Annotated in this window: 11 protein-coding genes; all 11 read right to left on the reverse strand. The window is 65.1% G+C overall.

What is annotated here, in order from left to right; genetic code table 11:
• Positions 1 to 84: 84 nt before the first annotated feature.
• Positions 85 to 1,179 (reverse strand): enoyl-CoA hydratase/isomerase family protein, encoded by a 1,095-nt coding sequence (locus tag ACOYR4_RS14135; RefSeq protein WP_209820225.1) that lies wholly within the window; start codon positions 1,177 to 1,179, stop codon positions 85 to 87.
• Positions 1,176 to 2,051 (reverse strand): DMT family transporter, encoded by an 876-nt coding sequence (locus ACOYR4_RS14140; protein WP_422847038.1) that lies wholly within the window; start codon positions 2,049 to 2,051, stop codon positions 1,176 to 1,178. The genes ACOYR4_RS14135 and ACOYR4_RS14140 overlap by 4 nt, the downstream gene beginning before the upstream one ends.
• 101 nt (positions 2,052 to 2,152) lie before the next feature.
• Positions 2,153 to 3,979 (reverse strand): translational GTPase TypA, encoded by a 1,827-nt coding sequence (typA, locus tag ACOYR4_RS14145; RefSeq protein ID WP_015014649.1) that lies wholly within the window; start codon positions 3,977 to 3,979, stop codon positions 2,153 to 2,155.
• A gap of 163 nt (positions 3,980 to 4,142) precedes the next feature.
• Positions 4,143 to 5,123: a tRNA pseudouridine(55) synthase TruB gene (gene truB / locus ACOYR4_RS14150; protein WP_422847039.1), complete on the reverse strand. Its 981-nt coding sequence runs from the start codon at positions 5,121 to 5,123 to the stop codon at positions 4,143 to 4,145.
• A gap of 3 nt (positions 5,124 to 5,126) precedes the next feature.
• Positions 5,127 to 5,498 (reverse strand): 30S ribosome-binding factor RbfA, encoded by a 372-nt coding sequence (gene rbfA, locus ACOYR4_RS14155; protein ID WP_044400872.1) that lies wholly within the window; start codon positions 5,496 to 5,498, stop codon positions 5,127 to 5,129.
• 24 nt (positions 5,499 to 5,522) lie between these two features.
• Positions 5,523 to 8,390 (reverse strand): translation initiation factor IF-2, encoded by a 2,868-nt coding sequence (gene infB, locus ACOYR4_RS14160; RefSeq protein WP_422847040.1) that lies wholly within the window; start codon positions 8,388 to 8,390, stop codon positions 5,523 to 5,525.
• A gap of 24 nt (positions 8,391 to 8,414) precedes the next feature.
• Positions 8,415 to 9,899 carry a transcription termination factor NusA gene (nusA, locus tag ACOYR4_RS14165; protein WP_015014652.1) on the reverse strand — a complete coding sequence of 495 codons (1,485 nt, stop codon included), beginning with the start codon at positions 9,897 to 9,899 and terminating at the stop codon, positions 8,415 to 8,417.
• An 80-nt stretch (positions 9,900 to 9,979) separates the two neighbouring features.
• On the reverse strand, positions 9,980 to 10,576 hold the full coding sequence (gene rimP / locus ACOYR4_RS14170; RefSeq protein WP_422847041.1) for a ribosome maturation factor RimP: 597 nt from the start codon (positions 10,574 to 10,576) through the stop codon (positions 9,980 to 9,982).
• Positions 10,577 to 10,852: 276 nt separating this feature from the next.
• The gene (locus tag ACOYR4_RS14175) at positions 10,853 to 14,203 is read right to left on the reverse strand and encodes an SNF2-related protein (RefSeq protein ID WP_422849667.1); all 3,351 of its coding nucleotides are present in this window, start codon (positions 14,201 to 14,203) and stop codon (positions 10,853 to 10,855) included.
• 201 nt (positions 14,204 to 14,404) lie between these two features.
• Complete coding sequence (locus ACOYR4_RS14180) at positions 14,405 to 14,806, reverse strand: thioredoxin family protein (protein ID WP_015014655.1); 402 nt, start codon at positions 14,804 to 14,806, stop codon at positions 14,405 to 14,407.
• A 60-nt stretch (positions 14,807 to 14,866) separates the two neighbouring features.
• Positions 14,867 to 16,147 (reverse strand): c-type cytochrome, encoded by a 1,281-nt coding sequence (locus tag ACOYR4_RS14185; RefSeq protein WP_422847042.1) that lies wholly within the window; start codon positions 16,145 to 16,147, stop codon positions 14,867 to 14,869.

The raw sequence follows: 16,147 nt of genomic DNA on the forward strand, positions 1-16,147 counted from the left end.
CCGCAGTCACCGCTGCGAGCGCCCGGAGAGGTCTCGAACAGGCGCCCGGGGCGCAGCCGAACGTCCTAGGACAGCCTTCGCCAGTCAGGCCAGATGGGCCAGCGGATGGGCGTGCACAGGCCAGGGGCTGGCAAAGAACGGGGTGACCATGTCCGGCGTCACGTCTTCAATGCGGCCAGGATTCCAGCGGGGCGCATGGTCCTTGTCCACAGCCAGGGCGCGGATGCCTTCGACGGTCTCGCTTTGCCCCGGGCGCAGGAAGAAGCAGTGGCGCACCATGTCGCGCTCCATGCGCAGGTCGTCGGCCAGGCCCATAGTGCGGGCGCGGCGGATTTGTTCCAGCACCACATGCAGCATCAGCGGCGAACGCTTGCGCAGCGTGGCGGCCGTGGCACGTGCCCAGTCGCTGTCAGCCGCTTCAAGACCCCGCACGATCTCGCCAACGGTTGGCAGCGCAAAATATTGATCAATATCGGCCTGAGCGCTAGAACCACTTGCCTGAGCCGCTACAAATTGAGAAGCAACATAGGCCTTGATAGCCGCGCCATCTGCAAAGCTTTGCGTGGCCAGGGCGTCCCACACCGCCGCCTGCCGGTCTGACGGCATGCAGCCATCGGCCAGCTGGTAGGCAATGGCATCGCCTGCGCCGATGGTGTCGCCCGTCAGGGCCAGCCACTCGCCCACTCGGCCGGGGCAACGGCTCAGAAAGTACCCACCACCCACGTCCGGGAACAGGCCAATCGCGGTTTCGGGCATGGCCATCTTGGTGCGTTCGGTCACCACGCGCAGGGCTGCGCCCTGGCTGATACCCATGCCGCCCCCCATCACGATGCCGTCCATGAACGCGATGTAGGGCTTGGCGTAGTTGTGGATCAGATGGTTGAGCGCGTATTCCTCGGTGAAGAAATCCTCGATCAGCGGGTTGCCTTGGCTGCCTGCCTGGTGCAGAAAGCGGATATCGCCGCCCGCGCAGAAAGCCCCAAACGGGCCTTCCTTGTTGCTGCCACGAATGGCCACCGCCAGCACCCGCGCATCGTTCTGCCATGCCAGCAGGATGCCCATCAGGTCACGCACCATGCCCAGCGACAGGGCATTGAGCGCCCGTGGACGATTCAGGGTGATGAAGCCCACCTGGCCACGCACCTCGCTCAACACTTCAGACACAACCGTCTCCGTCATTTTTGTTCCTTCCAACCCAACAGTTCATTGAAAACCAGCGCACCGATGACCAGTGCGCCTCCGGTCAGCACGGCTGGCGCGGGCTTCTCGCCCGCACCCAGCCATGCCAGCAGGATGCCGAAAATCACTTCCAGCAAACCCAGCAGCGCCATTTCGGGCGCCTTGAGCACCCTGCCGCAGCGCACCGCCAGCACGCAGGGAATCGCCAATTGCACCACGCCCAGCAGGGCCAGCAGCCCTAGGTCGTAAAAAGATGCCTGAAACGGCAACGCCAGCGGCAGGGTCGCCACCACCGAGATCACCGCACCCACCAGCACTGCCGGCACCAGGTCCACCGCATGGCCATGGCGCTGCGAGTGCTGCACCACCGTCCAGTTCACCGCCGCCGCCACCGGCACGCACAGGGCCACCAGGGTGCCCAGCAGTGGCAGGCCCGCCATTTGCGAACCGTACATCCAGCCAATGCCCAGCCCAGCCACCGCAATGGCGGCCCAGGTGCGGGGAGCGATATGGTGGCCAATGAACACCCGTGCAAACAGCGCCGTGAGCAAGGGGCCCACCGACATGGTCACCAGCACATTGGCCACCGGCATCAGCACCAGCGCCACCATGAACGCCGTGAACATCACGCTCCAGCACACGCCGGAGATCCACAACGCCCGCCCGCCATGGCGCATCGAGGCAAACACCGCCCTGCCCTGCAGCACCGGCAGGATGACCAGCAGCGCCAGCAGCGTGAAGAAGCTGCGCCAGAAGGTCACCTCAAAGCTCGCCGCATGCTCCAGGTGGCGCGTGACCACACCGGCGATGGACCACATCAGGGTCACGGCCACCATCAGCACCACGGCACGGGAATGTGTGAGTTTCAACATGGGTTCCAACTTGCAGACGGAAAAAAGGCCACTGCGCTGCAGTGGCCCTTGTCGGAAACGGTCAGTCTATCGATCCATCGATGGACCAACCCGCCTATCCATCAGGAACGGGCAGCGCGCTTGCGCTCGTTTTCGGTCAGGTGGCGCTTGCGCAGGCGCACGGACTTGGGCGTGATCTCGACCAGTTCGTCGTCCTCGATGAACTCCACACCATATTCCAGCGTCAGGTCAATCGGGGGCGTGATCTTGATCGCGTCTTCCTTGCCGGACACGCGGAAGTTGGTCAGCTGCTTGGTGCGCGTGGCGTTCACCACCAGGTCGTTGTCACGGCTGTGGATACCGACGATCATGCCTTCGTACACGGGGTCGTTGGCCTTCACGAACATGCGGCCACGGTCGTCCAGCTTGCCCAGGGCGTAGGTGAAGATTTCACCGTCGTCCATGGAGATCAGCACACCGTTCTTGCGACCGCCGATATCGCCCTTGTGCGGCTCGTAGCTGTCGAAGATGTTGCTGATGAGGCCCGAACCGCGCGTCAGGTTCAGGAATTCGTTGGTGAAACCGATCAGGCCACGGGCCGGGATGCGGTATTCCAGGCGCACGCGGCCACGGCCGTCGGACTCCATATTCACCAGCTCGCCCTTGCGCTCGCCCAGGGCTTGCATCACGCCGCCTTGGTGGCCTTCTTCGATGTCAGCCGTCACCAGCTCGATAGGCTCGTGCTTGACGCCGTCGATGTCCTTGAACACCACGCGGGGCTTGGACACGGCCAGCTCGTAGCCTTCGCGGCGCATGTTTTCCAGCAGGATGGTCAGGTGCAGTTCGCCACGGCCCATCACTTCGAACACACCTTCTTCGTCGGTTTCCTTCACGCGCAGGGCCACGTTGTGCTGCAGTTCCTTTTGCAGGCGGTCCCAGATCTGGCGGCTGGTCACGAACTTGCCTTCACGGCCGGCCAGGGGCGAGGTGTTCACGCAGAAGTTCATGGTCAGCGTGGGCTCGTCCACCTTCAGCATGGGCAGCGGCGCGGGGTTGGCAGGGTCGGTCACGGTCACGCCGATGCCGATGTCTTCAATGCCGTTGATCAGCACGATGTCGCCCGGGCCTGCCAGGGGAGTCTGCATGCGGTCCAGACCCTGGAAGGTCAGCACCTGGTTCACGCGGCCCTTGGTGGTCTTGCCATCGGGGCCTTCCATGACCAGCACGTCCTGTGCGGGCTTGAGTGTGCCTTGGCTGATGCGGCCCACACCGATGCGGCCCACGAAGCTGGAGAAGTCCAGCGCCGAGATCTGCAGTTGCAGGGGCGCGTCAGGGTTGCCGGAGTTCGGCGGCACGTGCTTGAGGATGGTGTCGAACAGGGCCGACATGTCTGGGCCCCATTGCTCGCCCGGAGCGCCTTCTTCGAGCGACGACCAGCCGTTGATGCCCGAGGCGTACACGACGGGGAAGTCGAGCTGCTCGTCGGTAGCACCCAGCTTGTCAAACAGGTCGAACGCAGCGTTCACGACCTTGTCGGGGTTGGCACCGGGCTTGTCCACCTTGTTCACCACCAGGATGGGGCGCAGGCCCAGGGCCAGGGCCTTCTTGGTCACAAAACGCGTCTGGGGCATGGGGCCTTCTTGCGCGTCGATCAGCAGCACCACGCTGTCCACCATGGACAGGGCACGTTCCACTTCGCCGCCGAAGTCCGCGTGGCCGGGGGTGTCCACGATGTTGATGTGCGTGCCCTTCCAGCTCACGGCGCAGTTCTTGGCCAGGATAGTGATGCCGCGCTCTTTTTCGATCGCGTTGTTGTCCATCACGGTGTCGACGACCTTTTCGTGGTCGGCGAAGGTGCCGGACTGGCGCAGCAGCTGGTCGACCATGGTGGTTTTGCCGTGGTCAACGTGGGCGATGATCGCGATGTTGCGGATTTGTTTCGTCGTCATAGTTTTTCCAATGTTCCGCAGCAGCGTCACATACCGCATGAGGGGTCGTATTTGCACAATGACACCGGCGCGCAGCACGAGGCGCAGTCCGCCGCCCATGCTGACGCATGGGCAAGGGCTGCAACGCGGTGCTGCGTGGCGATGGCAAGTGCAAATCGATCCGTCATGCGGTATGTGGCGCGGGTTGCGGCATGCCTTCCAAAATTTGTTGAATTTCCAGCGGACTCAGGAGCCTGTCCGGCACCAGCTCCCCGCCCACGATGTGGCCAACCCCCAGCAGCGCCGGAGGACTCTCGCCAAACACCGCCACGGCACTGGCATCGGGCCAGTTGCCACGGCGACGCACGCCCGACAGGAATCGGGCTGCATTCTCACCGTCCAGCGTGACACGCATGTGTTGTGCCAGCAGCGACTCGGGCGCCTCCAGGGCGGCCAGACGCTCAGCCTCGGGCATGGCCTCCAGCTGCGCCAGCGTGACGCAGCGCTCCACTCCCAGCCCGCCGGTATCGATGCGGCGCAGAAAGGTGAGGTGCGCACCACAGCCCAGTGCGGCGCCGATGTCTTCACCCAGCGTGCGGATGTAGGTACCCTTGCTGCAGGTCACTACTATTTTGATAGCTGGCTGCGCTTGATCTGTCTGCACCAGCGTGAGCTTGAGTACATGGATCACCACATCGCGCGCTTCACGCTCCACCGTGACACCGGCGCGTGCGTACTCGTACAGCGCCTTGCCGTCTTTCTTGAGCGCACTGTGCATCGGAGGCACCTGGCGAATGGGGCCGGTGAACTGCTGCTGGACGGCAGCCAGGCGCTCCGGCGTCACCTGCTCGGGCAGCACCTCGCGCCGCTCGACCACATCGCCCTCGGCATCGCCGGTGGTCGTGGTGGCACCCAGCAGCGCAATCGCTTCATAGGTCTTGGGAGCGTCCAGCTGCAGCTGGCTGAACTTGGTGGCCGCTCCAAAGCACAGCGGCAACACGCCCGTGGCGAGCGGATCGAGCGTGCCCGTATGGCCCGCTTTCTCGGCGCGCAGAAGCCATTTCGCCTTTTGCAAGGCGTCATTGCTCGAAAGGCCGAGCGGTTTGTCGAGCAGCAACACCCCATGCACAGGGCGCCGCTGCACCCTGGTGCGTGGCGCGTGCATGGACTAGTCCTCTTTCGCGCGCGAAGACACCGCCTTGGCGATCAAGGCGTTCATGTCAGCCGCACGCTCAGAGGTGCGGTCGAACACGAAATGCAGCGTAGGCACGGTGTGAATGTGCAAACGCTTGAACAAGCCGTTGCGCAGGAACCCGGCAGCCTGGTTGAGGGCTGCCTGGGTTTCCACCGGGTCACCCGTCAGCAGGCTGAAGAACACCTTGGCATGGGCGTAGTCGGGAGTGACTTCCACGCCCTGCAGCGTCACCATGCCCACGCGCGGGTCTTTCAACTCGCGCGCGATCAGTTCCGTCAGATCGCGCTGGATCTGGTCGGCCACCTTGAAGGCGCGGTTGGGGGCGGATGATTTCTTCGCAGCCATGTTGTCGCTGTTATACCGTTCGCCTTACAGCGTCCGCGCGATTTCCTTGATCTCGAAGAACTCCAGCTGGTCGCCCTCTTTGATGTCGTTGTAGTTGCGCAGCTTGATACCGCACTCGAAGCCTTCCTTGACTTCCTTGACATCGTCCTTGAGGCGGCGCACAGACTCGACTTCGCCGGTGTAAATGACCACGTTGTCGCGCAGCAGGCGGAACTTGCAATTGCGCGTGACTTGGCCGGAGGTGACGTACGAACCCGCCACCGTACCGATCTTGGAAGCCACGAACACCGTGCGGATCTCGGCGGTACCCAGAGCTTCTTCGCGCTGCTCGGGTGCCAGCATGCCGGACATGGCGGCCTTCAACTCATCCACGGCGTCGTAAATGATGTTGTAGTAATGCAGGTTCACATCGCTCGACTCGGCCAGCTTGCGCGCACCGGCATCGGCACGCACGTTAAAGCCGATCACGATGGCCTTGGAAGCAATCGCCAGGTTCACGTCGGACTCACTGATACCGCCCACACCGGCATAGACCAGCTGCACGCGGATCTCGTCGGTCGACAGCTTGAGCAGCGAAGCGGCCAGCGCTTCCTGCGAGCCCTGCACGTCCGCCTTGATGATGATGGGCAGGGTCTGCACCTCGCCCGCAGTCATCTCGTTGAACACGTTCTCCAGCTTGGCGGCCTGCTGCTTGGCCAGCTTGGTGTTGCGGAACTTGCCCGCGCGGTAGGTCGCGATTTCGCGAGCACGGCGCTCGTCGGACAGCACCATGAACTCGTCACCGGCCTGCGGCACATCCGACAGCCCCTGGATTTCCACCGGGATCGACGGGCCAGCCGTCTTGGCGGGCTTACCGTTTTCGTCCAGCATGGCGCGCACGCGGCCGGAGGTCTGGCCAGCCAGCACCACATCGCCCACCTTCAGCGTACCGGACTGCACCAGCACCGTGGCCACCGGGCCGCGGCCCTTGTCCAGCTGGGCTTCGATCACCAGGCCCTTGGCCATGGCTTCGACCGGCGCCTTCAGTTCCAGCACTTCGGCCTGCAGCAGGACCTGCTCCAGCAGGTCGTCGATGCCCATGCCGGTCTTGGACGACACGGCCACAAAGGGCGAATCGCCACCGTACTCTTCAGGCACCACCTCTTCCACCACCAGCTCTTGCTTGACGCGGTCGGGGTTGGCATCGGGCTTGTCCGCCTTGGTGATGGCCACCACGATCGGCACCTTGGCCGCCTTGGCGTGCTTGATGGCTTCCTTGGTCTGGGGCATGACGCCGTCGTCGGCAGCCACCACCAGAATCACGATGTCGGTGGCCTGGGCACCACGGGCACGCATGGCCGTGAAGGCCTCGTGACCAGGGGTATCGAGGAACGACACCATGCCGCGTGGCGTTTCCACGTGGTAGGCACCAATGTGCTGCGTGATGCCGCCGGCTTCGCCTGCAGCAACCTTGGCGCGGCGGATGTAGTCCAGCAACGAGGTCTTGCCGTGGTCCACGTGGCCCATGACGGTAACCACCGGAGCGCGTGGCAGCAGCTCGGCGTCTTTTTGACCTGCATCGTCGTCGGTGAAGGCTTCTGGATCGTCCAGCGCCGCCACCACCGCCTTGTGGCCCATTTCCTCCACCACGATCATGGCGGTGTCCTGGTCCAGCGGCTGGTTGATGGTGACCATCTGGCCCATCTTCATCAGAGCCTTGATGACTTCAGAGGCCTTGATCGACATCTTGTGTGCCAGCTCTGCCACCGTGATGGTTTCAGGCACATGCACTTCAATGATGCGGGCTTCTGCCGGGGCTGCGTTCTGGTGGTCATCGCGCTGGTCGCGGTTGTCACCACGACGGCCACGGGGGCCACCACGCCAGTTGTTACGGCCCACACCACCGCTGCTGTCGCCGCGGGTCTTGATTTCTTTCTTCTTGGCCGTTTCGTTGGCCCAGCTGGACGACAGCTTGGCCGACTTGACTTCCTTGCCAGCGCCGGGAGCGCCTGCAGTGGCAGGTGCTGCCGCTGCCGTACGCGCACCACCGGTACCAACGGCGGGCTTGTGCAGCGTGCCCTTCTTGGCGTCGCCCACGGCAGCAGGCTTGGCCGCTGGCTTGGGTTCCTCGGGCTTCTTGGCCACCATGACCGCCTTCTTGGGCGTGGCCATCATGGCGCGAATGGCTTCTGCCTCGGCCAGGGCCTTGCGACGGCGCTCTTCCAGATCGCGGGCACGGGCAGACTCTTCGTCCGCGCGGGCCTTGGCTTCTGCCTGGGCCTTTTCGCGGGCTTCCGTCTGGGCGGCGGCGCGCGCAGCAGCTTCAGCCGCCTGCTCACGCGTGGCTTCCTGCTTCACGGCCGAGGCCTGGGCCTTCTTTTCGGCTTCTTGGGCAGCGTAGGCGGCAGCGCGCTCTTCGGCTTCGCGCTCGCGCTTCTCGCGGGCTTCACGCTCTGCACGCTTCTCGGCCAACTCCGCTTCCTGGCGACGGATCAGCTCGGCCTGGCGGCGGGCTTCTTCCTCACGGCGGGAGAGTTCGAGGTCCTCACTCGACACGGCGGGCTCTTCCACCGCAGCCGCTGCTTGGGACTCGGCCGTGGCCTCTGCGCCTTCGTCGCGCTGGATGAACGTGCGCTTCTTGCGCACTTCCACCTGGATGGTGCGGGCCTTGCCCGTTGCATCGGCCTGCTTGATCTCGCTGGTGGACTTCTTGACCAGTGTGATCTTCTTGCGGTCGGCCGAAGCCGTGCCGTGGCTGGCCTGCAGGTAAGCCAGCAGCTTTTGCTTGTCCGACTCGGTCAATGCGTCGGAGGGGGCAGCCTTACCCACGCCCGCAGCCTTGAGCTGGTCGAGCAGGGTTTCAGGCGATTTTTTGAGTTCGGTGGCGAACTCGGCGACAGTGTTACTGGACATATGTGGTTCGTGCCTCCCTGACCTTTACTCTTGCCCCGCGAACCAGTGTTCGCGCGCCTTCATGATCAAGGCTTTGGCTTCTTCTGCAGACTGTCCGGTCAGGTCGGTCAGTTCATCAATGGCCAGGTCGGCCAGGTCGTCACGTGTGTGCACACCACCCTCAGCCAACTTGGCAATCAGCTCGGGGGTGAGGCCTTCGAGATCGCGCAGGTCCTGGGAGACCTCTTCCACGCTTTCCTCACGGGCGATTTCCATGGTGAGCAGCGCATCCTTGGCGCGGGCGCGCAGCTCGTTCACGGTGTCTTCGTCGAAGCTTTCGATCTCCAGCATTTCCTGCAGCGGCACATAGGCCACTTCTTCCAGGCTGTTGAAGCCTTCGGAGATCAGGATGTCGGCGATTTCCTCGTCCACATCCAGCTTTTCCATGAACAGCTTGCGGGCCGTATCGGTCTCGTTGGCCTGCTTTTGCGCGCTTTCGGCGGCGTCCATGATGTTGATCTTCCAGCCGGTCAGGTCGGACGCCAGGCGCACGTTCTGACCACCACGGCCGATGGCGATGGCAAGGTTTTCCTCGTCCACGACCACGTCCATGGCATGCTTTTCTTCATCGACCACGATGGAGGACACATTGGCCGGGGCCAATGCTCCAATCACGAACTGGGCCGGGTCTTCCGACCACAGCACGATGTCCACGCGCTCGCCAGCGAGTTCATTGGTCACCGCGTTCACGCGGGTGCCGCGCACGCCGACGCAGGTGCCGATGGGGTCCACACGCTTGTCGTGGCTCAGAACGGCGATCTTGGCACGCGAGCCGGGGTCACGGGCGCAGGACTTGATCTCCAGCAGACCTTGCTCGATCTCGGGCACTTCATTGCGGAAGAGTTCGATCATGAACTCGGGTGCCGAGCGCGACAGGATGATGGGCGCGCCACGCAGGGTCAGGTCCACTTCCATGATCATGGCCCGCACGCGGTCGCCGCTGCGCAGGTTTTCCTTGGGAATCATTTCGCTGCGGCGCAGGCGGCCTTCCACACGGCCGGATTCGACAATGATGTCGCCCTTGTCCATACGCTTGACGGTGCCGGTGAAGATCTTTTCGCCGCGCGACATGAAGTCGTTCAGCAGCATTTCGCGCTCAGCGTCGCGGATCTTCTGCAGGATGACCTGCTTGGCAGCCATGGCGCCGATGCGGCCGATGGGCACGGACTCCACGCCCTCTTCGATGTATTCGCCCACCTCGATGTCCGGGATGCGCTCTTTGGCATCCATCAGCAACTCTTCGGCTTCGGGGTTCTGCAGACCGGCGTCGTCGGGCACCACCAGCCAGCGGCGGAAAGTCTCGTAATTGCCGCTGTCGCGATCAATCGACACGCGAATGTCCACCTCGCCCTGGTACAGCTTCTTGGTAGCCTGGGCCAGGGCCGACTCCACGGCGCCCAAGACCACATCACGCTCCACGTTCTTCTCGCGCGAAATGGCCTCAACCAACATCAACAATTCGCGATTCATGCGACGACTCTCCTATTTCAATCACCCGAGGGCGGGGGCTGCGCGCTGCGACCACCCACCCCACAATTTTCTGCAGCAAATCAGGCAGGTGCTGCCCCGGCCTTGCCTGCACGCCCCTTGAAGTCCACGATGGGCGCCAGGCGCACATCCCGGCACTCGTCCAAGGTGAAGCCCATGGCCTGCAAAGGGGCGGGCACGCGTTTCTTGCTGACTCTTTGACCTGGCTTGACCGGCGGCTCGTCGCTCCAGACGATCTGCCAGCCACCAGCCTCGGCCCGCTCCAGCGTGCCGCGAAATTTCTTGCGGGTGGCATTGACCTGCCCTCCCGCTGCTGCGGCGCCAATGGGCGCCTTCAGGGTGATGTCGATGACCGAACCTTCGAAGCGCACGAAGTCTTGCTCGTGGCGCAGGGGGCGGTCGATACCGGGGGACGACACTTCGAGGCGCTTGTACTCGACGCCATCGACCTCCAACGCAAACTGCAGCTGGCGGGTGACCTTCTCGCAATCCTCGACCGTCACGAACTGCTCGATCACGGGCTGGGGGGCATCAGCGGCTGGCTGCTCCCAGGGCAAGTCGATGGTGACGCGCAACAGGCCGCCGGCAGAGCGCTCAATCTCCACCAGGTCATATCCCAGTCCCGTCACAATTTGTTCAACGACTTGCTGTAGTGCCACGTGCTCAGTTCAATCCCGGAAAAACAAAAAACCCGATAACCCCCGGAGACTCTTCCCCGACAGCTTCGAGCTCCAAAAGCGTTCGACCAAAAAAAACGGGCGGTTGGTACCCGCCCGTTTGGTCGTGAGAGTCATATTGTAGCGCGCAAACTGTTGATTTGCAAAGGCACTGGTTCAGGAAACTGTTGTCAACCGGCCCCAGCCAGTGTTCATGCGGCCTGCGGGGCCGCAGCGTACCAAATCAGCGTCTTGCGCTTGCCCCACAAGCGCTACCAGCTATGACACTGATAGCGGCTGCAACAGCTCTGTCAGATCGGTTTCGGTGAAGAGCGGCTCCTTGCGGGCGGCCGCGCCGCTGTACAGGCTGCCGGCCAGCTCGGCCTTGCGCTCCTGCAGCGCCAGGATTTTCTCTTCAATCGTGCCCTGCGCCACCAGCTTGATCACCCACAGGCTTTGCATCTGGCCGATGCGGTGGGCGCGGTCGGTGGCCTGGTCCTCTACCGCCGGGTTCCACCAGGGGTCGAAATGGATCACGGTGTCGGCCTGCGGCAGGTTCAGCCCCACCCCGCCCGCCTTGAGGCTGATGAGGAACAGGGGCACCCGCCCGCTGGTGAATTGCTCGATGATCGTGTCGCGCTTGACACTCTGCCCCGTGAGCTTGACCCAGGGCAGGTTGCGCGCCTTCAATTCCGCCTCGATCAGCGTGAGCATGCTGGTGAACTGCGAGAACACCAAAACGCGCCGCCCCTCGGCCAGCATTTCGGGCAGCAGTGCCATCAAGTGGTCCAGCTTGGCCGACGTCTTGACCTTGGCAGCAGCCTCCAGCGGCACGAGCTGCGGGTGGCAGCACACCTGCCGCAGCTTGAGCAGCGCGTCCAGGATCGTGATCTGCGATTGCGCCAGCCCCTTGGACTGCAGCGCCTCGCGCACGGTCTTTTCCATGCCCAGGCGGATGGTTTCGTACAAGTCGGCCTGCGCGCCCGTCAACTCCACGGGCATGACCGATTCCACCTTGGGCGGCAGCTCCTCGGCCACCAGGGCCTTGGTGCGCCGCAGCATGAAGGGGGTGATGCGCGCCCGCAGTTGCGCCATGCGCGCGCTATCGCCCTGCTTTTCAATGGGCGTGCGAAACACTTCCTTGAAGCGCGTTTGACTGCCCAGAAACCCCGGCATCAAGAAGTGGAACAGGCTCCAGATCTCGCCCAGGTGGTTTTCCATGGGCGTGCCCGACAGGCACAGCCGGTGGCGCGCCTGCAGCTCGCTCACCACCTGCGCGGCCTGGCTGCTGGCGTTCTTGATGTTCTGGGCCTCGTCCAGCACCACCAGGTGCCAATGGTGTGCCAGCCAGCGTTCGCGGTCGCGTTGCAGCAGCGAATACGGGGCGATGACCAGGTCGTGCGCGGTGACTTCATCGGCCACTTCGTGCCGACCCGCGCCATGCAGCACCAGGCACCGCAGGCCCGGGCAAAAGCGGGCGGCCTCGCGCTGCCAGTTGCCCATCAGGCTCACGGGTGCGATGACCAGTGCGGGGGCAGTCAGCCGCCCCGCGTCTTTTTCGACCTGGATGTGCGCCAAGGTCTGCAGCGTTTTGCCCAGGCCCATGTCGTCGGCCAACACACCGGCCAGGCCGTGGGCCCGCAAAAACTGCAGCCAGTTCAGGCCTTGCTGCTGGTACGGGCGCAGCGTGGCACGCACGCTGGCGGGCAGCGGCACCTCGGGCAAGGCGCTGGCGCCGCGCAGCTGGGCCACCATGCCGCGCAAGGCAGCGGCGCCTTGCCATACCGCGCCCTCACCCAGCGCAGCACTGGTGCGCAGGGCGTCCAGGCGCGAAAGCTTCAGGCTGTCGGCGTTGAAATCACGCGCGCGGTCGCCGGCCAGATCGAGCAGCGCGGCCATCCAGGGCCGCAGCGCGTCGGTGGGCAGGCGCACAAAACCAGGGCCGGTCAACGAGGCCATGTAGACATGCGCAGGCAGCTGGGGCAGGCCCGTGGCAGGGTCCAGCGGCCGGGCTGCGGCGGCAGCAATCAAATCGGGCAGCCAGCGCAGGATGTTGTGGCGCACACCATTGATCTCCATGCCCAGCGACAGCGCAAACCAGGGCGATGTGGCCGCATCGTCACCCGCAGGCTGCAGCACCACATCCAGTCGGTCGGCGTGTTGCACCCAGCCATGCAGCGCCGCGTCCAGCGTGACATCCAACCCCGCGTCGCGCAGCGCCGCAAAGCCGTCGTCCGCCCAGCGCATCCAGTCGTCCTGCGGGCGCTCGCCGGGGATGCCAAACAGGCCGTCGTCCGTGGCCAGGAGGCCCAGCCCCTCCAGGCGCTCGACGGCATGGCGTTCAGCCACCGCATCGCGCTGCAGCAGCACCTGGGCGCCGTCGGCACCTGGCACCAGCACTGCCAGATCCTGCCCAGCCCACCAGCCCACATGGCCCTGGTAGTCAAACCGCAACTGCGCGGCGATGAGCCCCATTTCGGCCACCCTGTCGGCAGGCGACGGGGCCAAATGCAAGCGCGCCACGGGCTTCACCCCCCGCACCTGTGTGAGCGGTCCCAGCGCCGGAGGCAACGGCAACACGCCGCCAATGCGGCGCACCACGTCGGCATGGTGCTTTCGCAGGGCGGCAGCAGCGAGCGCGGGCGCCTTGAGCAGCATGGCCACCTGGGCGGAGCTCAGGCCCTCGGCGTGCACCGGGCCGCAAACGCCCTGGACGGCGTCCAAATACAGCGGCGGGTGGTTATCGCACAGAACCGCAGTGTCGCCCGGCAGACTGGCCTGCAGGCCCCAGATGGCCTCGCCGCCTTGTAGAGGAGTAGACGCCTGCCATGCCCACGTGATCGGCAACGGGTCGCCCCATCGCAAAGGCGCACCCACGGTGGACCCACCCGCATCCACAAACAGGCGGCCCGTGGCCGCTGCCTGCTCCAGCGCCAGCAGGCCCACCGCGCCCTCCAGCACGCCGATAGGCGCGACGCTGTAGGCCGAGTAATAGCCCACGCTGCGGGGCATGGCGCGCAGCAGCTGCAGCACCCGGCGGTCGGCATCGCTGGCGCGGTCGTACACCGCCTGGCCGGGGGCCGGCTGGGTGCGGATCTGCTGCGGCTTGGACCAGCCCCCCGTGAGCTTGGGGTAGGACACCACGGCCTCCAGCTGCAGCTGCGGCACGCTGGTGCGCGCCCGCCCTACGGTGGAGACCAGGTAGAGATAACACTCGGGCCGCCCCGGCCGTGCAACCGGCTCTTGCGGCACAGCAACGCCCAGGGCACGGTCCCACTCCTGCAGCCAGTGAAGAAGGCGGGCCTCGGCCTCGGCGCGCGCCAGGGCCTCTTTGCGCTCCTGCATGGCCTTGAGCGCATCTGCAGCGCGCGTGGACGACGGGCCCTGCGCCGGGTCGCGGTGCGCGGCCTCCAGGGTCAGGGCCACGGCGTGTTTGCAATCTGCCCCCACAGGGCAACTGCAGTCGCCCGACCATTGCTTGACCTGGCCGTTGGGCGCAAGCACCAGTTGTACTGACACCTCGTACGGCTGAGGCGAGCTGCCCTGAACTTCACCCGCCAGGGCCCACCGGCCTTCGGCTGGCTGCCGGATACCCACACGCACCACGTCGGCCTGGCGGTACAGCTCCATGCCCCGCTCCCACGCGCCCTTGTCGCACTGGGCCTGCAGTGAATTGAGCGGGAACCAGGGTGGGCGGGGTGTGGACACGGATTTCGAGCAAAAAGTGGCTGTAGCGCTAGTGAATCATGCGCTATCAGCTATCAAATAAAGAGCATTCAGACAATGAGCGGAGTTACGGCAACGACCGCTACCAGGCCGCAAGACTGCCCACTAGCCGCCGCGCGCAGCACGCACCCTGTCAAAAACGCCTTGGGCGTCGCCCCCCACGCCAGCACCACCGGGCGCCGCCCCCTGCAGGCTGGTCAACAACCGTGTCAGCACCGGCGCCTGCGGCAACAGCGGCCCCAGGAACAGGGCCCGCTCGCCGTCGGCAATCAGCAGGGTGGGAAAGGTTTCCACATCCAGGTCCCCGACCAGATCGGACTCGTCTTCAATGTCCACCCATTCAAACCGCACGTCCGGGTGCGCACGGGCCAATTCGTCGAACAAGGGACGGTAGATGCCGCAGGTGCCGCACCACGCTGCGCACAGGCACACGGCCCACCAGCCGCTGGGCGTGGCGCCCCCCGGGCTCGTGGGGGTGGGTTCGGGCAGTGCGGCGGGACTGGACATCAAAAAGGCTCCTGGAGGGCCGCGCTGCGAGGCGGCGGGCGCTGGCCCTGGGGCCTGGCGCTACATGCCGCGCCGCTCGCGCGCGCGATAGACCTCGATGGTACCCACACCCGGCGCCTGGTTGCCCCAGCTGTTGCGCACAAAGGTGGTCACCGCCGCCACTTCTTCGTCCGACAGCGTCTGCTGAAACGGCGGCATGCCATGCGGACGCGGGTTGCCTGCCGTGGCGGGCAGGTAGCCGCCCTGCAGCACGACGCGCACCAGGTTGGTCGGGTCGGCCAAGGTGACGGCGCGGTTGCCCGCCAGCGCCGGAAACGCGCCGGGCTCGCCCTGCCCCCGGTCGCCGTGGCACTGTGCGCACTGCTGCTCGTACACCTTGCCGCCCCGGGCCATTGCGCTGGCAGGGGGCGGGGCTACGGTGGCGGGCGCCTTGTGATCCTGCTGCGGCAGGGCCTGCAGGTACACAGCCATGGCGCGCGCATCGGCGTCGCTGAGGTACTGCGTGCTGCGGAACACCACCTCGGCCATCGGGCCCAGTACCGAGCCCTGCGGGGCCACACCGGTCTTGAGCAGCGCCACCACGTCATCGGTGCGCCATTCCTTCACGCCCGCCTCGTGCGCCGCATTGAGCGCGGGGGCATACCAGTTCTGCACCGGAATCAGACCGCCCGTGAACGCCTTGGCGTCCGACGTGGCGCCCAGTGCATTGCGCGGCGTGTGGCAGGCGGTGCAGTGGCCCAGCCCGTTGACCAGATAGGCGCCCCGGTTGTATTCGGCCGTCTGCGTGGGTTCGGCGGCGGGCGCTCCGGGTGCAAAAAACAGCGCACGCCATACCGCCAATGCCGCCTGCGTGTTGTACGGAAAACGCAGCGCATGGGCGCGGTTGGCGTCTGGCGCAGCGGGCAGGCTTTGCAGATAGGCAAAGATGGCGTCCGAATCCTCGCGCGTCACCTGCGTGTAGTTGGGGTACGGGAAGGCTGGGTACAGCAGCCGCCCGTCCTTGCTGCGGCCATGGTGCATGGCGCGCCAGAACTCGGCCGAGGTCCAGCTGCCAATGCCTTGCGCCCTGTCGGGCGTGAGGTTGGAGCTGTGCACCACGCCAAACGGCGTCTCGATACCGCGCCCGCCTGCAAACGGCGCGCCGCCTGTGGTCGTGTGGCAGGCCATGCAGTTGCCAACGCGGGCCAGGTATTCGCCGCGCTGCACCAGCGCAGGCGTGGATTGCAGCGTCTCGGTGGCGGGCAGCGGCTCTTCGCCACGCAGGTTCAGGGTGATCAGCACGGCAGCGGCAATACCCAGCGCCGCCAGCACGGAAGACAGGGTCCAGAGGATGCGTTTCAT

This window comes from Acidovorax sp. M14 (assembly GCF_049331375.1).
GTDB lineage: Bacteria > Pseudomonadota > Gammaproteobacteria > Burkholderiales > Burkholderiaceae_C > Acidovorax.